The sequence below is a fragment of the Kitasatospora sp. NPDC022856 genome (assembly GCF_055561235.1).
Window position 1 is genome coordinate 1 of sequence record NZ_JBVHHE010000011.1, and the last position, 18,562, is coordinate 18,562.

Genomic DNA, 18,562 nt, shown 5'->3' on the forward strand with positions numbered 1-18,562 from the left:
AACACCCAGGAGCTGCACCGGAGGCCCTGTCTTCATGCGTCCATCACCCCGCGATCACCCGAACGGGACTCCCGTTCGATCGGCAACCGCCCTGACCGGTACGACAACGGCGTCTAATCCTCGATCGAGACAGATGGTTTGTCTTGGCGTCAGGTATACCGCTTCCCCTACCCGGTGTCGTTGGCTAGTCACTGCACAGCAGCGACGGAGGGCGGCGGCGGTGGGCGACATCTACACCCCGAAGCAGAACGAACAGGTACTCGATCAACGGTCGGGCGAGATCGGCGAGTACATGTGCACCTACGCCGGATCGGTCCATCTGCGGCCTCCCGGTGGCGGGTGCGAGTGGACCACCGACCCGGACCGGATCGAGCCCCTGAAGCCCGGTCTTGACCTTCAGCCGGCCGACCCGTCCGGGGCGCCTCCTAGACCGGCGCTGTGATGCGCGGCCGGTTCGGTGCCGTGGTCCTGGTGACGTTCGTCGTCGCCCTGGTCGTCGCTCTGCTGGCAGCTCGGTCCATGTACAACACGCCTTGGTGGTTCAGGTGCGTGACGTTCCTACTGGCGTTCAGCTCCCTGTTCGGCGGCGGGAGCGTGGGCGCGGCAGCACTCATGGAAGGCGCAACGGCTCCCCTCAGGCGAAAGGCGCGGAAGTGATCGGCGGTTCCCCCACCTGCCCGTGCGGCAACCCGGTCGAGCTGACCGGGGCAGAAACGGACGACATCCCCGAATGGCGCTGCGGCTGCGGCCGGTTCGGCTTCCTGCTGCCGCCGGACTACCTGACGAAGCACCCCGAGGAGCCGCCCGTTCAGGTCTGCGGACGGAGGCGTGCCGCATGACCCCCGAGGAGGAAGCACGGTTGCCGCGTGTGCGTGAGGTTCGCGTGGAAGTGGTTCCGGCCGTCGGCTACGAGCTGGAGATCGAGGGGGCACTCACCATCCCGTTCGTTTCGGCGACCGACGTAGAAGAGCACTTCGAGGACGTCATCGCCGACAGCGTCCGGCGGAACCTGTTCATCGCCGATGACGCGCCGCTCGTGCTGCACGTCACGGACGAGGATGGGGACCTTCGGCGGATCGAACAGGCGGCTGCACCGCCCGATTAGCACACCACAGACCCCCGTCCCGGGTGCGAAGCAGTCATGGGGAAGCGCGCTCGGGACGGGCACCAACGTCCGGCACTTACCGCCGGATGACCCCCTGCCGGTCCGGGGCTGGAGTGGCTGGCAGGGGAAGGGCTCCGTCCGTCGTGCGACACCCCCGGCGGGACGGACGGAGCCACCAATCACACCACCAGGAGGGGAGCTTTCGCGTTGAAGAGTGAGGTTCGCGGGGACGCCCGCCGGAAGGTTCAGGCGGAAGTGCAAGGGATGCACCGCCGACCCAACACGAACCATGTGGGACCCGCCCCGGGGTCGGTAGTGATCGACAGCAGGGGCGACGGGCGGCTTGGGATCGTCAACGGAAGCCGGTGGCAGCACGCATTCCTGCGGGAACCCGGACGCGACGACGTGATGTGGATCTGTCCCTTGGCCATGGTGGTCCCGGCAACGCCTCTTCAGGGCGACCTTGTTCGGGCGATCGACCTTTCTGTGTTCCCACCCGTCACCATCGCGGAGATCCTGGAGAATCCGGCATGAACCCCTTCGCCTCCCCCCGTACTGAACCTGTTGCCCCGCCGCTGTACGACAGCGTTGAGACACACATGTACGTACCGGAGTACGACGCGGGTCTCAGTACCGCCGGTTGTACCTGCCCGCGACGGGCCGAAGGAGGGTGCGTCGAAAGCCTTGGACTCCCCGGACTGATGGGCCGCTTCACGGACGGGCGAGGACGGGTGTGGACCCTGTTGAGCCGTGAGCGCGGCGCGGACCCCGTGACGTACCAGACCCGGCGCACGACAGTCCTGCTCCGCCGCATCGAGGGCGGCCGACTCGTCTACAAAACGTTCCACTGTGCGGACGCACCTACGACTGAGAACCAGTACGAGCGCAGCCGCGTCGGACGTCCACCGGCCAGCGCAAGACTCCCGTCCCAAACTAAGAAGCCGACCGGAGCGGGTCCCTGAAGTATGCCCCGGCCCCGGTGTGTGGAGCACGTGACCAACAGCGGTCCCAAACAGCCGGAAACAGGCAGGTCAGAAGCCTTCCTCCGAGTCAGCACCAAGTCAGCACAGTGCCCGCAAACAGACAGGAACGGCCCGGAAGACTCTTCGAAGTCTTCCGGGCCGTTTCTGCTTTGACCTGCTGATTTGCTGGCAAATCTGCTGGTGTGGTAAGGAAGGCCGCTTAATGATCTGCGTCTCTATGCAGCAGTCGCATGGTCCCCGACCATAACGTCCGGCACTGACAACGCGGGCCGGATCGGCCGTCACACCCGTCCTCGGGGGCTCCGGCCGATCGCTCAGGGTGCGTTGTCAGTGACGGTGTGTATGTTCTCGATCGCCGACCGCTCCGAGCCCGGGGCGGCGGCACGAGCCCCTGGGAGGACCCATGTCCGTGCAGTCCCCGTATGACGACGGCCGCCGCGCGGTCGGGTCCATCCTGCCCGGGTCCGTGCCCGGGTCCGTGCCTGTCCTGTCGGCGTCCGCCGTGCCTGAGCCGGTCGGGCGGGACCGGCCCGGGCGCCCGGCGGCCGGTGGGCGCGCCCGGCGCGCGATGCGGCGCGTGGCGGCTGCGGGAGCGCGGCCGCCGGCGCGTGTTCGGTCCGGGCCGGGGCCGGGCGGCCCGTTCGCCGGCGGCCCGCCCGGTGGTCCCTCCGGCGGTCCGCCGGGTGGCCCCTCGTCGGGCGGCCGGGGCGGTGGCCGCGGCCCGGGGGGTCGGGCGGCCGGTGGGGGAGGCGGGGCCGGGCCGGGCGGCCCCGGCGTCCGGGCGCGGCAGCGGGGCGGCTCGCGCGGTGTGCCGCCGCAGCCGGTGGCGCTGGCGCTGGCCGTCCACGCCGCCGACTTCGCCGAGCTGGCCCGGCTCGGGCTGTTCGGCCCGCTCGGCTTCCGGGACTACCTGTGGCGGACGCAGGCCCGGCTCCGGGCCCTGCGCGGGCAGGGCATCGAGGTGCACCTGAGGGTGTTCGAGCCGGCCGACTACCGGGACTACTGCGAGGCCTTCGGCCTCGACCCCGGATCGGCGGCGGCACGCATCGCCTACGCGGCCGACCCCGAGCTGGCCGGCGAGCCCTTCGTCTACGGCGGGGAGCAGCTGACCGAGCTGCTCCCGGTCCTGGTCGACGACCACTTTGCCCGGGTGCGGATCTCGATCGCCTGCGCCGCGCTGCTGGACGCGGTCGGCGACGGCCCGTCCGGGCAGTCGCGGCTGGTGGCGGTGATGCACCACGTCACCGGGGTGTACCTGGCGCTGGCCGAGGGCGCCGGGGAGGGCGGCCACCTGCTGACCCTGCGCTGCCACGGCCCGGAGGACGGCGAGCACCTCACCGCCGCGGCGGACGTGCGCGGCGACGGCGGGCGGGTCCTCCTCGGCGGCCGGGACGCCGAGGCGTTCTGCGCCACCCTGGCGGCGGGGGTGGCACTCGGCGGCGCGGGCGCCCTCCTGCTGCACGGGGACCCTGCGGCGCCCGGTGGTCCGGTGGTGCGCGGCTGGGCCCTGGCGGCCGGCCGGCTGAGGCCGATGACCGCCCGGGAGGTGGTCGACACGCTCGCCGACGATGCCGCGCTGGGGGTGCCGTTCCCGGCCGGAGCCGTACCGCTGCCCGGCTTCCCGCTGCCCGCCGCGCCGCCGCCGGAGGGCGGCGCGCCGCCCTCCGGCGCGCCGCCGTGGCCCGGCGGGGCGTCGGACCCCGGCGACCGGGGGCCGGAGGGGGGTGGGCCGCTGGGCTGACCACCCGGGTGAGGCCTCCGTGTCCACCAAGCGGCGCTGGGGACTGTTCATCGACCGCCTGTTCGGGGAAGATTTCGGGGAAGATCAACAGGAGAAGCGCGCGGTGCCCCACACCGCCGCCTCCGCCGCTCCGCCCTGTACCGCGCACGCAGGTCCTCCCCGCGCACCGTCGGTCCGGCGAGCCCGACACCGAAAGGGGGACGCATGAGCCGGATCGAGTACAGCGCGGAGATCGCCGAGCTGCTGGGCAAGGTGCGACGGCGTCCCACGGCGGGCTGGCCGTGGCGGCCGGGCGAGCGGGTACCGGCCGGGCTCTCGGTGAAGCAGTCGTGGGGCTGGCTCTTCGCGCCCGACGGCCGGGTGCTGACCCTGGTCAACCCCAAGGACGGCATCGTCTCGCTCCCCGGCGGTTCGCTGGAGCCCGAGGACGACGGCGACCCGGGCTCCGCCCTGGCCCGCGAGGCGGCCGAGGAGGCCCAGGCGGTGATCGGCACGCCCCACTACCTCGGCTACCTGTACGACCGGGTCGGCTCGGCGAACGGTGGCCACGAGTGCGCCCGGGTCCGGATGGCGGCCGCTTTGCGGGCCGTCGGTCCCAGCGCGGCGGACCCGGCGTCGGGGCGGCACTACCGGCGGCTGCTCGTCGCGCCCGGTCTCGCGGTCGAGCTGCTCGGCTGGGGTGAACCGGGGCTGCGCCAGGCACGGGCGGCGGTCGCGGCGGGCGTCCGGTGGCTCGGGGTGCCCTCGGCCGCCAACGAGGCGATCGAGGAGCTGCCGGCCGAGGGCTGCGAGGTCTTCCCCGGCGCCGCCCACCCGGGCCCGGCGCCCCTCCGGCTGAGCGCCGCCACGGGTGACCCGGGCCCGGGCTCGGGCCCACGCCCCGGTCCGGGTGCCGGAGCCGCCCCCGCCGACGCCCCCGGCCCCGACGCCCCCCGCCCCGCCTCTCCCCGCCCCGCCTCTCCCGCCCCCGGCCGTCGTGCGAGCGGGGGGTGACCGAGTGACGGTGCCGCATCCGGCAGGGCTCTTCCACCACGTCGAGCTCTGGGTGGACGACCTCGCCGCCGCCGAGGCGCAATGGTCCCCGGTGCTGCTCGCCCTCGGCTGCGAGCCGTTCCAGCAGTGGCCCCGGGGCCGCAGCTGGCGTCTGGGAACCGCCTACCTGGTGATCGAGCAGTCGACCGCGCTGCTCCCCGGCGGTCATCAGCGCCTGCGCGCCGGGCTCAACCACCTCGCCGTGCACGGCTCGCGCGCGGCGGTGGCCGCCGCCCTCGCGGCCGGGTGGACGGTCCGGGTGGACACCGGCGAGGCGGTGCACCTGATCAATGGTCAGGGCTTCGAGCTGGAGATCGTCTGCGCCTAGCGGCAGGCCTCGGTGTCCGCTCCCGCGCGGCGTCCGGCGGCCGTCCGCCCCGGATTCCCGGCCCCGGCACCGGCGGGTGAGTGCGCGACGGCCTCGTGACCGTCCCTCGATCGGGGCACCCCGACGCCGGCGCCGCCGACGGCGCCGCCGGGGCCTGGCCAGCGCACTTGCCGTATCCCGCCGCCGAGTTCACTCCACCGTCGTCAGACTGCCCGTCAATTGTCTTGGCATGAGCACTTACCGAGCACCCTACTGCCTGGTATCACAGATGTGACTCACGTCACTCCCTGGAGGTGTCATGCTACGCCCCACCCGTGCCATGTCCATGGCCGCCCTCGCGGCTCTCCTCACGATGACCACCCTCTTCACCGCCTCGTCCGCCCACGCGGCCGGCGTGAACTACGCCGCCCTCGGCGACTCCTACGCCTCCGGCCTCGGCTCCGGCAGCTACACGAGCGAGAGCGGCAACTGCAAGCGCAGCACCAACGCCTACGCCTACCTCTGGAAGAACGCGCACGCGCCGTCGTCCTTCTCCTTCGTCGCCTGCTCCGGTGCCAGAACCGGTGACGTCCTCAACAACCAGCTCTCGGTCCTGAACTCCGGCACGACGCTCGTCAGCATCAGCGTCGGCGGCAACGACGCGGGCTTCGCCAGCACCATGCAGACCTGCGTGCTGGACTCGGAGAGCGCCTGCCTCAACGCCGTCGCCGCCGCGAAGACCTACGCCAACAACACCCTGCCCGGCCAGCTCGACCAGGTCTACGCGGCCATCCACGCCAAGGCGCCCAACGCCCGCGTGGTGGTGCTGGGCTACCCGCACCTCTACAAGGTCGGCGGCAGCTGCATCTTCGGCATCGGCGACACCAAGCGCGCCGCCATCAACAGCGCGGCGGACGTCCTCGACGGTGTCATCGCCAAGCGGGCGGCCGACGCCGGCTTCGCTTTCGGTGACGTCCGGAGCGCCTTCACCGGGCACGAGATCTGCGCTTCCGGCACCACCTGGCTGAACAGCACGACCCTGCCCATCGAGGAGAGCTACCACCCGAAGGCCGCCGGGCAGTCGGGCGGCTACCTCCCGGTGTTCTCCGCGCAGGTCTAGCCGGCGCGGCAGCCGGTGTGCCGGCCGGTCCCGCCCACCTCCGGGGCGGGACCGGCCGGCGCCTCGCTCAACACACCGGCTCACCGCCCCGGCTCACCGCCCCGGCTCACCGCCCCGGCTCACCGCCCCGGTGGGAAAGGGATGCCGGCGAGCACCGGCAGCAGCTCCCGCTCCTCGTGGTCCAGGTGTGCCTCCAGCTCGGCCGACATCCGGGCCAGCTCCGCCCGGAACCGCTCGGGTTCGGCCACCCCGATCCCGGCGAGCAGCTTCACCAGCCCGTCCTTGATCCGGCCGACCGAACGGTGCTCCTCGCCCAGCCGGGCGAGCGTCTCCCGCAGGTGCGGGTGACTCCGCGCCAGCGCGAGGAAGATCGCGGCGTCCTCCCCGGTGTGGTGGTGGGTCAGCCCCGCGCAGAGCGCGAGGCAGTGCTGCCGGATCTGCAGCCCGAGGCCCGGTGGCCGGCCGTCACCGGCGGGCCCGGCCGCGAAGTGGGCCTCCGTCTCGGCCCGGACGTGCCGCAGCTGGGCACGCAGCCAGGTGTGCACCTCCAGCAGTTTTCCCGCCAGGTCGGCCACCTCGCGCGGCTCGGCCCCGGACCGTTCCAGTGCCACCACCGGCAGCACCCGTGCGGTGTGCGCCTGGTAGTCGCCGTACCCGGGGGCCGCCCGGACCACCGCCTCGAACAGTCGGTCCCGCCGGGCGCCCTCGGCCGGCACCGCGACGGCCTCGAACACCTCGGTGCCGAGCTCCACCCGGACCACGGGGTGGGCGAGCAGATTGCGGTACCACTGGGGGTGGTCCGGCGCCCCGGCCGCCGAGGCGACGACCAGCAGCAGACCGTCCGCGCGGACGTACCCGAGCGGCACGGTGTGGTCCTGTCCGGTCCGTGCGCCGGTGGTGGTGAGCAGCAGCAGGTCGCCGCCCTCGAAGGGGCCGCCGACCTCGCCGCCGTTGGTTCGGAATTCCTCGATGATCGCTTGGTTGAAAGACATGGGCATACGCCTGTGGAGTCTCCGGTGCATGGGGAGTGGAGGCCACGGCGCCGCATCGCACGAGCGCAACGGACCGAAGCGGGCGTACGGGCAGCGCCGCAGCCGCTTGCGTCAGATCAGGGAAGCGGAGTGAGAACTCATCGCGCATCGTCCCTCGGTCGAAGGTGCCCGCCCGGTCGCCGGTCGGCCCATTTCTCTTTGGCCGACACCGCGCTGCACGCCCCCCATTACAGTCACCCGCCCACCCCGTGTCAACGAGCTCGATCAGGATCGAGGGCGGCGCGCGCCGCCGCTCTTCCCCCGGGGGAGCGGCGACGCGGGCTCGGGGCTACCGCAGGTATGAGGCCAGGCCGGCCGGCTTCAGCCCGGCGGTGTCGGCGGCGGCGAGGGCGCGCTGGAGGTCTCCGGCAAGGGTGTCGGTCCAGTGCATCAGGACGACGTCGCCGGGGGACAGGGTGCCCTCGTGCCAGATGTTGGAGGCACCCCAGCTGAAGTCGGCGTCGGCGGTCAGCACGTGCTGGATGCCGCAGTTGGCGGCGGCCTGCAGGGTGTCGGCGTTCCAGGCGAAGAACGGCGGGCGGAAGACGGTCGGGGCGGTGCCGAAGGTGCGGACCTGGGCGTCGCGGGCGTCGCAGATCTCGACCTGCTGCTCGGCCGGGCCGAGCGTGGTCAGATCCGGGTGGGAGACGCTGTGGTCCTGGATGGAGGAGCCGGGCACGGCGGTGACGCGGCGGAAGAAGTCGGGGTCGGTGGCGGCCGGCATGGGCAGCGGGAACGCGGTGATCGGCAGCTGGTGGTCGGCGATGAACCGCTCCGCCTCGGGGGTGCGCTGCCAGCCGTCGTCCACGGTGAAGAAGACGACCCGGTCGCTGGTCGGCACCGAGCCGGCGGCGGTGGCCGGAGCGGGCGCCGGACCGTCCACCCGGACGTCGTCGACGGCGAACGGACCCTGCTGGTACCAGCCGTGGACGTACAGCCGGACGGTGCGCGCGTCGGGACCGGTGGTGAACCGGGTGGTCAGCTTCTGCCAGCCGCCGTTGGTGGTCGCCGTCCAGGCCGGGGCGACATCGCGCCCGGTGCCGGTCACGCCGAGGTGGACGAAGGCGCCGCGGACCCAGGCCGAGGCGGTGTACGTGGTGCCGGGCCGGACGGAGACGGTCTGCGCGCACTCGCCGTTGGAGTCATCGTTCGCCGGGGTGACGGCGAGGGCGGAGCCGCCGGAGTGCGGGGCGGTGGTGGTGGCGGACGCCTCGGCGGGGCCGCCGGCGCAGCGCCAGCCGGGGACGCTGCCCCAGTCGGCGAGCGAGGAGGCGGGGATCTCGAAGCCCGGGTTGGTGGCCAGGTTGACGGCGGGCGCCGCGGCCCCGGCGGGTGCGGTGGAATCGGCCGAGGTAGAGGTAGAGGTAGAGGTCGAGGCCGACGCCGGGGCCGCGAGAGCGCAGACGGCGAGTAGCGTGCAGGCGGCGAGCGCCGACAGGCGTGAGGACATGGACACGTGAGGACTCCTGCGTGGGGGCAGTGGAGGACACGCCCGTGGGGAGGGCGTGTGGAACGAGGTGGAGCGCTCCCCGAGGGGCGGGAGCCGTGGGCGTGCCGCACTCAGACCGAGGCAAAACAATGGACTGGACCACTCGGATCGTCAAGGGAGTGACGTACCGTGAGCACGCCGCCCGCCCTGCCGCGAAGAGGATGAGACGGACCGTCAGGAGCTGTACAGTTCCTCGATGTCCGGCCGGTAGTACTCCGTGATCGCCGCCCGGCGCAGCTTCAGCGAGGGCGTCATCAGGCCCTGGTCGATGCCGAACTCGCGCGGCAGCAGCCGGAACGCGCGGATCGACTCGGCGCGGGACACGGCGGTGTTCGCCGCGGCCACCGCCCGCTGGACCTCCGCGTGCAACTGCTCGTCGGAGAGCACCGCCCACGGGTCCAACTGCTCCCGGCCGTGCGACTTCAGCCAGTGCGCCAGGGCGGCCGGGTCGAGCGTGATCAGCGCGGCCACGTACGGGCGGTCGTCGCCGACCACCAGGCACTGCGAGACCAGCGGATGCGCCTGCACCCGCTCCTCCAGCGTGGCCGGGGCGAGGTTCTTGCCACTGCTGGTGACGATCAGGTCCTTCTTGCGCCCGGTGAGGGTGAGGTAGCCGTCCTCGTCCAGCCGGCCGAGGTCGCCGGTGCCGAACCAGCCGTCGTACAGCGACTCCTCGGTGCAGCTCGGGTGGTTGAGGTAGCCGCCGAAGACGCCGGAGCCGCGCACCCACACCTCGCCGTCGTCGGCGATGGCCACCGAGGCCCCCGGGACGGGGCGGCCGACCGTGCCGAGCTTCTGCCGGCCGGCCGGGTTGGCGGTGATCGCGGCGGAGGTCTCGGTGAGGCCGTAACCCTCGTACAGGCTGAGGCCGATGCCGGTGAAGAAGAGGGCGAGCTCCCGGTTGAGGGCCGAGCCGCCGCACATCACGCCGCGCACCCGGCCGCCGAGCACGGCCCGCAGTCGCGGGTAGACGGTCCGCTCGTACGCCAGGTGGCGCAGCCGCAGCCGGGGGCCCGGTCCGGGGCCGTGGCCCAGCGCGCGCTGCTCGCGGGCGGTGGCCCACTCGACGGCCACCTGCCGGGCCTGCTCGAAGAGTTCGCCCCGCCCGGCCTCCTCGGCCGCCCGCCGGGCCTGCTGGAACACCTTCTCGAAGACGTAGGGGACGAGGTGCAGGAAGGTCGGCCGGTACGCGGCGAGCGCGGGCAGCAGGGCCTCGGTGGAGACCTCGGGGATGTGCCCGATCCGGAAGCCGCCGCGGATCGCCGCGATCTGCACCATCCGGCCGTAGACGTGCGCCAGCGGGAGGAAGAGCAGGGTGGACGGCTGGCCGCCGCCGGTGTCCGCGAAGACCTCGGCCCAGCCGTCCAGCAGGGCGTCGGCCGCCGAGGCCAGGTTGGCGTGGGTGAGCATGCAGCCCTTGGGGCGGCCGGTCGTCCCGGAGGTGTAGACGATGGTGGCGACGTTCTCGGCCGCGACGCCGAGCCGCTGGCGGTGGACGAGCGAGTCGGGCACCCCGCGGCCGTCCTCGGTGATCGAGTCGACGCAGCCCCGGTCCAACTGCCAGATGCCGGTGAGGTCGGGGAGCGCGTCGCAGACCGCGCCGACCGTCATGGCGTGGTCCTCGTCCTCGACCAGGCAGGCCACCGCCTGGGTCTCGGCGAGGATCCAGCGGACCTGCTCGGGCGCCGCGGTCGGGTAGATCGGGACGGTGATCGCGCCGATCGACCAGAGCGCGTAGTCGAACAGCGTCCACTCGTAGCGGGTGCGGGACATCAGCGCGACCCGGTCGCCGTACCGGACGCCCCGGGTCAGCAGGCCCTTGGCGAGCGCCAGCACCTCGTCCCGGAAGGCGGCCGCGGTGACCTCGTGCCACTGCGGGTCGCCGTCCGTCCGGCGGGCCAGCTGGACCAGGCCGGACATGCGTTCGGCGGTGTCGTAGAGCGAGTCGGCCAGCCCGCCGGTGGCCGGTGGTCCGGTCGGTGCGGGGGAGCTGAACTCGCGCACATTGCCCCCGATCCCGTTGTGGCCCCTGCCTGCCGGGCCCGTACGGGCGTCCGGATCGGCGGCGCGCTGAACGGTCGGGCAGGTGGAGCGAAACTATCGGATTGCTCTGTCACTGCCCAGGGGTGTGACCGTGACGCGACGAGATCGGCACCGGCCCGTAGGGAAAGTGCCGTGGCGGGGGATGGCCGGGGGTGGGTGGCCGAGGGGTGAATCCGGGATGACAGGGATCATTCGGACATCATCGGGCCGGGGGGCGGGAGAGGGCGGGTTCGACCCTCGAACGAGTGGTCAGGGCGTAGTAGGCTCTCGCAGACCTGCGGCCGAGGCCTCGCCGACCGGCCTGTTCCGACCGCCGGAAACCAGGACGAAAGCCCTGGTTGACAGCCGTGAGCCACCCTGGTCCACAGCCCCGGACAACGACCCCGAACGACAGCCCCACCCGAAGGGCTCGCCCGAGGTCGCGCACCACCCCGCACCACCGCCGCCGTACCGTCACCGCCACCGCCAGCCCGCCTCTGCCGACCGCCCCTTCGAACCGCTCCCCGTCCGCGCCTGGCACTTCCCGACCGAGGACTCCATGCGTCTGCGCAGCAGCTCGATCCGCGCGAAGATCATCGCGCTGCTCCTGGTGCCCATCGTCGCGCTCACCGCCCTGTGGGTGTACGCGACGCTCGCCACCACCGGTGACGTCTGGAGCCAGTTGGCGGTCAGCAGTACGTACAAGGAGTTCGGCAAGCCGGTCGACCAGTACGCGTACGACCTGCAGAACGAGCGCCGCGCCGCCGTCCAGCGGCTGGCCGACCCGAGCTCGCGGGCTGCCCGGGACGCCTTCGAGCAGGCCCAGGCCGTCACCGACCGGGACCTCGTGACGCTGCGGCTGAAGAAGACCGACGACGGGGGCAAGCTCGACGCGGCGCAGCGTGGCCGTTACCTGCAGATCCTCGCGGCCGCCGACCAGCTGACCCCGCTCCGCAGCCAGATCAACCGCTCCTCGCTCAACTGGGAGTTCGCGCTCGGGCAGTACAGCGACCTCGTCAAGCCCACCTTCGGCTTCCGGTCCGCCTTCGTCGCCCGCCAGAGCGGCCAGCTGCCGCGCCAGGGGACGATCCTGATCGAGCTGGCCCGGGCCCGCGAGTACCTCTCCCAGGAGGACGCGGCGATGGAGGGCCTGAGCACCGCCTCCGGTCGGCCCACCGCCGAGCAGTACCAGGTCGCGATCGACGCCCTGCACAACCAGCAGGCGCTGTTCACCGTCTACATCGCCGAGCTCGACCCGGCCGACCAGAGCGACTACATCGCGCTGCGCGGCGGCGAGGCCTGGGCGGCGCTGTCCCGCGCCGAGGCCGACTTCGTGGGCGCGGGCGGGCCGGAGCGAGTGGTCCAGGCGATCAACGGCGACTCCTGGCGGGAGACCGCCGACCGCGCGCTGGGGGACCTCGCCGCCATCAACACCCGGCTGGCCGGGGCGATCGGCGACCGGGAGCGCTCGTACGCGATCGGGCTGCTCTGGCGCGGCGGCATCGCCGGTGCGATCGGCCTGGTCGCGGTGGTGCTGTCGGTGATGATCTCCTACCGAATAGGCCGGGGCCTGGCCCGCGAGCTGATCGGCCTGCGCAACGCGGCCAACGAGCTGGCCGGCACCCGGCTGCCCTCGGTGATGCTGCGGCTGCGCAAGGGCGAGGCGGTGGACGTCGCGACCGAGGCGCCGGAGCTGCAGTTCGGCTCGGCCGAGATCGGCCAGGTCGGGCGGGCGATCAACGCCGTCCAGCGGGCCGCCGTGGAGGCCGCCGTCGAACAGGCGGACCTGCGGCGCGGCGTCTCCGCGGTCTTCGTCAACCTGGCCCGCCGCAGCCAGGTGCTGCTGCACCGCCAGCTGACGCTGCTGGACACCATGGAGCGCCGCACCGAGGACCCGGCGGAGCTGGAGGACCTCTTCAAGGTCGACCACCTCACCACCCGCATGCGCCGCCACGCCGAGGGCCTGATCATCCTGGCGGGCGGCTCCCCGGGCCGGGCCTGGCGCAAGCCGGTGCGGATGGTGGACGTCGTCCGCGCCGCCGTCGGCGAGGTCGAGGACTACGCGCGGGTGATCGTCCGGCCGTTCCCCGGCACCGGGCTGCTCGGCAGCGCGGTCGCGGACGTCACCCACCTGATCGCCGAGCTGGTCGAGAACGCCGCGGTGTACTCCCCGCCGAGCACCCAGGTGACCGTCCAGGGCGAGGTGGTGGCCCACGGCTTCGCGCTGGAGATCGACGACCGGGGGCTCGGGCTGAGCGAACTCGCGCTCGCCGAGATCAACGAGCGCCTCGCGGTGGAGCAGGAGTTCGACCTCGCGGACACCGACCGCCTGGGCCTCTTCGTGGTCAGCCGGCTGGCCCGCCGGCACGGCATCCGGGTCCACCTGCGGCCGTCGCCGTACGGCGGGACGACCGCGGTGGTGCTGATCCCGCGCGAGCTGCTGGCGGAGGCGTCGGACGGGCCGCCGGCCGGGGCGGCTCCCGGCCGGCGTGTGGTGCCGGCCGGGCAGGGCGAGCGCGACCTGGTCGTGGTGCCGCCGCCGGGCGGCGGGGGTACGGCGGGCGGTGCGAGCGGCGCGGCCGACGGCGGGCCGGGGCCGGAGGCCCGCCGGGCCGCCGGGACCGCGTCCGACCAGGGCGGACGCCACCGGGGGAGCGGCGGCCCGCGGCCGTCGGCGCCCGACACCACCCGTACCCCGGGCGGTCTGCCGCGGCGGGCGCGGAACAGGACCGGGCCGACGCTGGTCACGGCCTCGCCGGACGAGGCGGTCCGGGGCCCGGGCCGTCACCGCCGGGAGGGCCTGGCCGCGCCGGAGGGCGCCGAGGCCGGACCGCAGGACGCCCGTGCCGCCGGTGGGCCGGACCGCACGCCGGTCGGGCAGCAGCCGCCGGCCGCCTTCCCCTCCGCCAGGCTGTCCTCGGTCGGTCGGCCCCCGGTCGGGCGGCCGGAAGCCGGGCTGCCCGAGGCCGGGCGATCCTTGGCAGCGCAGCCCCCGGCAGAGCAGCCCTCCGCCGGGCAGGCGGCCGACGGTCCTCGCGCCGGCGGGCCCGGTCCACTGCCGCGCCGCGTCCGGCAGGCCAGCCTCGCGCCCCAGCTCCGGGAGCGCGCCGTCCAGGAGCCCGAGCGGTCGGCCGCCGAGACCGCCCGCGAGCGCTCGCCGGAGGAGGCGCGGGCGACGTTCGCCTCCTTCCAGCGCGGCTTCACCCGGGGCCGCGGTTCGGCCGCCCCCGTCCCGCCCGCCCGGCCGGCCGCCGTGCCCGCGTGGCAGCCGCCGGACCCGAACCGGCGCGCGATCGCACCGGCCCCGGCCCCGGCGGCCCTGCCCGCCCCGCCGCCCGGCGACCGGGCCCCGCTCGCCCGCTGGGTACCGGGCGCGTCGCCCGCCCCGGGCCCCGCACAGACAGCACCCTCGACACCCGCGGTACCGGCACCACCTGCAGCATCCGCAGTGAAGGCACCACCCGCAGTGAAGGCACCACCCGCACCACCCGCTCCAGCGGAAGGAAGAGATTCATGACCACTTCGACGCAGTCGTCCGGGGACCTCAACTGGCTTCTCGACGATCTCGTGGGGCGCGTCGCGGCCCTGCGGCACGCGGTGATCCTGTCCAGTGACGGGCTGGCCACCGGGGCCTCCCGCGACCTCGACCGCGAGGACGCCGAGCACCTGGCCGCCGTCGCGGCCGGCTTCCACAGCCTGGCCAAGGGCGCCGGCGGGCACTTCAAGGTCGGCGGCGTCCGCCAGACCATGGTCGAGCTGGACGAGGCCTTCCTCTTCATCACCGCGGCCGGCGACGGCAGTTGCCTGGCGGTGCTGAGCGAGGCCGAGGCCGACATCGGCCAGATCGCCTACGAGATGGCCCTGCTGGTCAAGCGGGTCGGCGAGCACATGGCCGCCGAGCCGCGCACCGAAGCCGCCCCGCCGGGGAGATGAGCGGCCCGATGGCGGAGGAGGAGCCCGAGCTGGAACAGGACGCCCCGGCCGGGGACGAGTCCGGGGTCGACCTGTTCCAGCCGCGCACCCCGGTCGACGACCGGTGGTTCGACGACGAGGCCGGTCCGGTGGTGCGGCTGTACTCGATGACCCGGGGCCGTACCCGCCCGGTCGAGGACGGCCTGTTCGACCTGATCTCGCTGATCACCGTCGCCGAACCCGGGCCCCGGGCCGGGGCGGTGCCCGCGCTGGTGCTCGCCCCGGAGCACCAGACCATCCTGACCTGGTGCCGCCGCGAGCCGCTGTCCGTCGCCGAGCTCGGCTCCTACACCGACCTGCCGGTCAGTGTGGTCCGTGTGCTGCTCGGCGACCTCTACGACGCCGAGCTGATCAGCGTCACCCGACCCGTTCCGCTCGCCGAGCTGCCGGACGAGCGCCTGCTGCGAGACGTGATCAATGGACTCCGTGCGCTCTGACCACCACGAGAACGCCGCCGCCGGTGCCACGGCCAACGACCCGCCCTGGCGGGGCGGTCCGGCGGTCGCGGTGAAGATCCTGGTCGCGGGCGGCTTCGGCGCGGGCAAGACCACGCTGGTCGGCTCGGTGAGTGAGATCCGCCCGCTGCGCACCGAGGAGGAGCTGAGCGAACTCGGCCGCCCGGTGGACGACACCGCGGGGGTGGAGGCCAAGCGGACCACCACCGTGGCGATGGACTTCGGCCGGATCGACCTGCGCGCCGGGCTGGCGCTCTACCTGTTCGGCACCCCGGGGCAGGACCGGTTCTGGTTCGTCTGGGACGAGCTGGCGCGTGGTGCGCTCGGTGCGGTGGTGCTCGCCGACACCCGCCGACTGGCGGACTGCTTCCCCTCGGTGGACTTCTTCGAGCAGCGCGGCATCCCCTTCGTGGTGGCCGTCAACTGCTTCGACGGCACCGAGCTGTTCGCCGCCGAGGAGGTCCGGGACGCGCTCGACCTGGACCCGGGGATCCCGGTGCTGCTCTGCGACGCCCGCCGGCGCGAGGACGGCAAGGACGTGCTGGTCGCCCTGGTCGAGCACGTCGGCGCACAGCGAAGGGGCGGCCCGGGCCGGTCCTGACCGGTGCTCTGCCGATCAGGCCCGGCGCAGAAGCCGGGGAGCCCGGGCGGTCGCAGGCGGCCGCCGGGAGCCGTCGTCTCATTCGGGCGTCCGCATGCCGGACGTCCGCCGGTCGGAAGGTTGCCTAGACCGGGTCCGGCGTGGAAGGCTCTGGACGAAGGCCGCCCGGCCCTGCGGTTCGGGATGCCTCGGAGCACACCGGAACGCCGTGGGAAGCCCGGCGGCGCACCACGACGCACCGCTCACGCGACCGCGTCCAGGACCAGGGGGAGGGCAGTACCGTGACCGTCGACCACCGCCGCGCCGCGGCCGCGCCGGCCCCGGTCACGCCGGCCCTGACGATCCGCCGGTACATCGACCACGCGCTGATCTGCAGCGCCTGCTGTCGGTGACGGACCGGCCGACCTCCCGGTAGCCCGACGGACTTCGCGGCCCACCCGGTCGTGAAGCATGCTTCTGACGCTTCGTCAATCCGTAGGCCCAGCCGCACCGGACGCCGGTGTCCGGCCGTGCCGCCGTATCCCATGCCCGCTCTCGCGGAGACCATCAGTGAACCTCGCCCGCCCCATCACCACCCCTGCTGCCGCCATGCCTGCCGGCGTGCCGGGAGCGTCGCACCGCGTGCGGTGCAACGGTCCGTTCACATGGTTGAATGGGCGCATGAGCAACGTCGTGGACAGCAGCCGAGGTCACCTCGACCTTGAGCCGTTCTGGCCGTCCCGGCAGCCGCACCTGTTCGACCAGACGTGTCCGGGCTCGCCCAGCGCGTCCCGGCCCGCCGGCCGCTGACCTCGGTTCAGCCCCCGGCAGTACACCCGGTCGACGCGCAGACGACTCCACCCCGTCCGTCACGCGCGAAATGAGCGGCACCATGTCTTCCTCCTCCACGGCCACCCTTCCCCTTCCCGCCGCGACCCCGCACCTGCGCGCGGTCCGCTCCGTCCCGTCGAGCGCCGAACGATGGCACGGCGCCACGATCCCGCCGCACCCCGCCGCCCCCCAGCACCAGTCGGGGCCGCACCACCAGGTCGGCCAGGCGCCGTCGCACTTCGTGGCGCCCGCCCCGGTCGCGGCCCCGGCGCCGCAGGGCGGCCAGGTCGCGCAGGCCCTGCTCGCCGCGCTGCCGGAGGGGGCCACCGTCGTCGCCGCGCTCCCGCAGGGGGCGCTGCCGCAGGCCCTGCTCGCCCAGTACGGCGCGCAGTTCGGCGCCTCGGCCGGCCATCCGATGGTCGGCTACCTGGTGCTGGTGCCCGCCGAGGGCGGCGCCGCCGCGGTCGGCCCCGGCCAGCACGTTCAGGGCGCCCCGCTCCTCGCCGCGCAGGCGCCGGACCCGACCCGGCCCCGCGCTCAGGTCCAGCCGCAGGCCGCCCGCCCGGTCCGGCCCGCCGGTCACGGCATCTCGGTCGACACCGAGCGGCGCAACGCCTACGTCGACGGGCGGTTGCTCGACCTCACCTACCTGGAGTTCGAGCTGCTGGCGCACCTGACCGAGCACCCGCAGCGGGTGCACACCCGTGACCACCTGGTCTCCGCCGTCTGGGGCTACGGCCACGTGGGCGACGGCCGCACGGTGGACGTGCACGTGGCGCGCCTGCGCCGCAAGCTCGGCGCGGCCTACCGCGACAGCATCGTCACGGTCCGCCGGGTCGGCTACAAGTACACCCCGGTGGCGTGACCCGCTGCTGAATCCCGTCGTCACGGGCCGGGCGTTCCTTCGAACGCCCGGCCCGTGTCGCATGAATGACGGTCGGTCAGGCCCGCTGGTCGGGCGGCAGCAGCAGGACGGCCAGTGCGGCGGCGCAGGTCCGCGCGTGCCCCAGGAACCAGTCCAGCCGGTCGTCGGTCAGGTGCGCCGGAGTCGAGCGGACGGCCAGCGCGAACCGGGCCTGCCCGGCGCCGTCCAGTACCGGGACGGCCACGGTGCGGACCCCGGCCGCCGACTCGCCGTCGTTCAGCGCGTAGCCGGCGGCCCGCACCTTCGCCAACTCCTCGTCGAGACGGGCGGGTTCGGTGATGGTCCGGTCGGTGAACGGCAGCAGCGGGCCGATCGTCGAAGGCTGCGGCTCGCCGGGGCGCGGCCAGCCCAGCAGGACCTTGCCCAGCGCCGTCGAGTGCAGCGGGCGCCGCAGTCCGAGCCCGGTGTCCGGGCGCACGGAGGCGCCGACCAGGATGACCGCGTGCGGGCCGCTGCGGATGGCGAGGTCCGCGGTGGCCCCGGTGCGCTTGGCGAGCAGGTCCAGTTCGGGTGCGGCCAGGTGCAGCCCCCGCTGGTGGAAGCTGAGTTGGCCGAGTTCGGCGACGGCCGGGCCGAGCCGGTACCGGGCGGTCTGCTCGTCCTGCTCCAGGAAGCCGGCGCTGACCAGGGTGCGGGCCAGTCGGTGCGCGGTGGAGACCGAGAGGTCCATCCGGCGGGCCAGGTCCGAGGCGCTCAGGTCGGGGCCGTTGTCGTGGAAGCAGTGCAGGAGCCCGAGGGCCCGCTGGACGGCCTGTGCACCGGTCGGCGGGCTCTGGACGGCGGTGGCGGCCTCGGCCATGGCACCTCGCGTTCGGTCCGGCGCCCCGGCGGGTCCACCGGGGTCGGTTCCAGACTATGGCAGCCGCTGCTGCGGAATTGTGTCGGTGGCATTGCAATGGGATGGCGTTGATGAACAACTGATCCCACGATGTGGCAAAAGCTTGCTTCGCGCTCCCTCGCCGTGGAACG

18 protein-coding genes are annotated in these 18,562 nt (G+C 73.8%); 14 read left to right on the top strand and 4 right to left on the bottom strand.

The window, feature by feature from the left end:
* Positions 1-220 precede the first annotated feature (220 nt).
* From ACZ34W_RS15540 to ACZ34W_RS15575, 8 genes are all read left to right on the top strand, one after another.
* Positions 221-442, top strand: coding sequence for a hypothetical protein (locus tag ACZ34W_RS15540; RefSeq protein WP_465604289.1), 222 nt, complete (start codon positions 221-223; stop codon positions 440-442).
* Positions 443-653: 211 nt separating this feature from the next.
* The gene (locus ACZ34W_RS15545; RefSeq protein WP_465604291.1) at positions 654-839 is read left to right on the top strand and encodes a hypothetical protein; all 186 of its coding nucleotides are present in this window, start codon (positions 654-656) and stop codon (positions 837-839) included.
* Positions 836-1,105, top strand: coding sequence for a hypothetical protein (locus ACZ34W_RS15550; protein WP_465604294.1), 270 nt, complete (start codon positions 836-838; stop codon positions 1,103-1,105). The genes ACZ34W_RS15545 and ACZ34W_RS15550 overlap by 4 nt, the downstream gene beginning before the upstream one ends.
* A 315-nt stretch (positions 1,106-1,420) precedes the next feature.
* Entirely contained in the window at positions 1,421-1,639 is a 219-nt protein-coding gene (locus ACZ34W_RS15555; protein ID WP_465604296.1) for a hypothetical protein, read from the top strand.
* 1,257 nt (positions 1,640-2,896) lie between these two features.
* Complete coding sequence (locus ACZ34W_RS15560) at positions 2,897-3,829, top strand: hypothetical protein (protein ID WP_465604298.1); 933 nt, start codon at positions 2,897-2,899, stop codon at positions 3,827-3,829.
* Positions 3,830-4,033: 204 nt separating this feature from the next.
* The gene (locus ACZ34W_RS15565) at positions 4,034-4,822 is read left to right on the top strand and encodes a hypothetical protein (protein WP_465604300.1); all 789 of its coding nucleotides are present in this window, start codon (positions 4,034-4,036) and stop codon (positions 4,820-4,822) included.
* A gap of 4 nt (positions 4,823-4,826) precedes the next feature.
* A complete protein-coding gene (locus ACZ34W_RS15570; RefSeq protein WP_359804284.1) occupies positions 4,827-5,189 on the top strand; it encodes a VOC family protein in 363 nt (120 codons plus the stop codon).
* Between the two features lie 298 nt (positions 5,190-5,487).
* Entirely contained in the window at positions 5,488-6,288 is an 801-nt protein-coding gene (locus ACZ34W_RS15575; protein ID WP_465604303.1) for an SGNH/GDSL hydrolase family protein, read from the top strand.
* Between the two features lie 119 nt (positions 6,289-6,407).
* Here ACZ34W_RS15575 and ACZ34W_RS15580 read toward each other — a convergent pair whose 3' ends face one another.
* From ACZ34W_RS15580 to ACZ34W_RS15590, 3 genes are all read right to left on the bottom strand, one after another.
* Positions 6,408-7,286 (bottom strand): nitroreductase/quinone reductase family protein, encoded by an 879-nt coding sequence (locus ACZ34W_RS15580; RefSeq protein WP_465604305.1) that lies wholly within the window; start codon positions 7,284-7,286, stop codon positions 6,408-6,410.
* 322 nt (positions 7,287-7,608) lie between these two features.
* On the bottom strand, positions 7,609-8,769 hold the full coding sequence (locus tag ACZ34W_RS15585; protein ID WP_465604307.1) for a polysaccharide deacetylase family protein: 1,161 nt from the start codon (positions 8,767-8,769) through the stop codon (positions 7,609-7,611).
* Between the two features lie 213 nt (positions 8,770-8,982).
* Positions 8,983-10,812 (bottom strand): AMP-dependent synthetase/ligase, encoded by a 1,830-nt coding sequence (locus ACZ34W_RS15590; RefSeq protein ID WP_465604311.1) that lies wholly within the window; start codon positions 10,810-10,812, stop codon positions 8,983-8,985.
* 577 nt (positions 10,813-11,389) lie between these two features.
* Here ACZ34W_RS15590 and ACZ34W_RS15595 point away from each other — a divergent pair.
* The 6 genes from ACZ34W_RS15595 to ACZ34W_RS15620 all read left to right on the top strand — a co-directional run bounded on the left by ACZ34W_RS15595 (position 11,390) and on the right by ACZ34W_RS15620 (position 17,533).
* Positions 11,390-14,347, top strand: coding sequence for a sensor histidine kinase (locus tag ACZ34W_RS15595; RefSeq protein WP_465604313.1), 2,958 nt, complete (start codon positions 11,390-11,392; stop codon positions 14,345-14,347).
* On the top strand, positions 14,344-14,763 hold the full coding sequence (locus ACZ34W_RS15600; protein WP_329490565.1) for a roadblock/LC7 domain-containing protein: 420 nt from the start codon (positions 14,344-14,346) through the stop codon (positions 14,761-14,763). The genes ACZ34W_RS15595 and ACZ34W_RS15600 overlap by 4 nt, the downstream gene beginning before the upstream one ends.
* An 8-nt stretch (positions 14,764-14,771) precedes the next feature.
* Positions 14,772-15,239 carry a DUF742 domain-containing protein gene (locus ACZ34W_RS15605; protein ID WP_465604315.1) on the top strand — a complete coding sequence of 156 codons (468 nt, stop codon included), beginning with the start codon at positions 14,772-14,774 and terminating at the stop codon, positions 15,237-15,239.
* A gap of 70 nt (positions 15,240-15,309) precedes the next feature.
* Positions 15,310-15,858 (top strand): GTP-binding protein, encoded by a 549-nt coding sequence (locus tag ACZ34W_RS15610; protein ID WP_465604700.1) that lies wholly within the window; start codon positions 15,310-15,312, stop codon positions 15,856-15,858.
* 660 nt (positions 15,859-16,518) lie between these two features.
* Positions 16,519-16,647, top strand: coding sequence for a hypothetical protein (locus ACZ34W_RS15615; protein WP_465604317.1), 129 nt, complete (start codon positions 16,519-16,521; stop codon positions 16,645-16,647).
* A gap of 82 nt (positions 16,648-16,729) precedes the next feature.
* Positions 16,730-17,533, top strand: a complete 804-nt coding sequence (locus ACZ34W_RS15620) for a winged helix-turn-helix domain-containing protein (RefSeq protein ID WP_465604319.1) — start codon at positions 16,730-16,732, stop codon at positions 17,531-17,533.
* A gap of 76 nt (positions 17,534-17,609) precedes the next feature.
* On the opposite strand, the gene ACZ34W_RS15625 is transcribed toward ACZ34W_RS15620, so the two are convergent.
* Entirely contained in the window at positions 17,610-18,392 is a 783-nt protein-coding gene (locus ACZ34W_RS15625) for an IclR family transcriptional regulator (RefSeq protein ID WP_329490568.1), read from the bottom strand.
* Between the last annotated feature and the right edge of the window lie 170 nt (positions 18,393-18,562).

Bases quoted from the DNA above. Each gene is read 5' to 3' on its own strand.
- ACZ34W_RS15550 (WP_465604294.1), top strand. From the start codon at position 836: ATGACCCCCGAGGAGGAAGCACGGTTGCCGCGTGTGCGTGAGGTTCGC.
- ACZ34W_RS15565 (WP_465604300.1), top strand. From the start codon at position 4,034: ATGAGCCGGATCGAGTACAGCGCGGAGATCGCCGAGCTGCTGGGCAAG.
- ACZ34W_RS15575 (WP_465604303.1), top strand. From the start codon at position 5,488: ATGCTACGCCCCACCCGTGCCATGTCCATGGCCGCCCTCGCGGCTCTC.
- ACZ34W_RS15580 (WP_465604305.1), bottom strand. From the start codon at position 7,286: ATGCCCATGTCTTTCAACCAAGCGATCATCGAGGAATTCCGAACCAAC.
- ACZ34W_RS15585 (WP_465604307.1), bottom strand. From the start codon at position 8,769: ATGTCCTCACGCCTGTCGGCGCTCGCCGCCTGCACGCTACTCGCCGTC.
- ACZ34W_RS15595 (WP_465604313.1), top strand. From the start codon at position 11,390: ATGCGTCTGCGCAGCAGCTCGATCCGCGCGAAGATCATCGCGCTGCTC.
- ACZ34W_RS15600 (WP_329490565.1), top strand. From the start codon at position 14,344: ATGACCACTTCGACGCAGTCGTCCGGGGACCTCAACTGGCTTCTCGAC.
- ACZ34W_RS15605 (WP_465604315.1), top strand. From the start codon at position 14,772: ATGGCGGAGGAGGAGCCCGAGCTGGAACAGGACGCCCCGGCCGGGGAC.
- ACZ34W_RS15615 (WP_465604317.1), top strand. From the start codon at position 16,519: ATGAGCAACGTCGTGGACAGCAGCCGAGGTCACCTCGACCTTGAGCCG.
- ACZ34W_RS15620 (WP_465604319.1), top strand. From the start codon at position 16,730: ATGTCTTCCTCCTCCACGGCCACCCTTCCCCTTCCCGCCGCGACCCCG.
- ACZ34W_RS15625 (WP_329490568.1), bottom strand. From the start codon at position 18,392: ATGGCCGAGGCCGCCACCGCCGTCCAGAGCCCGCCGACCGGTGCACAG.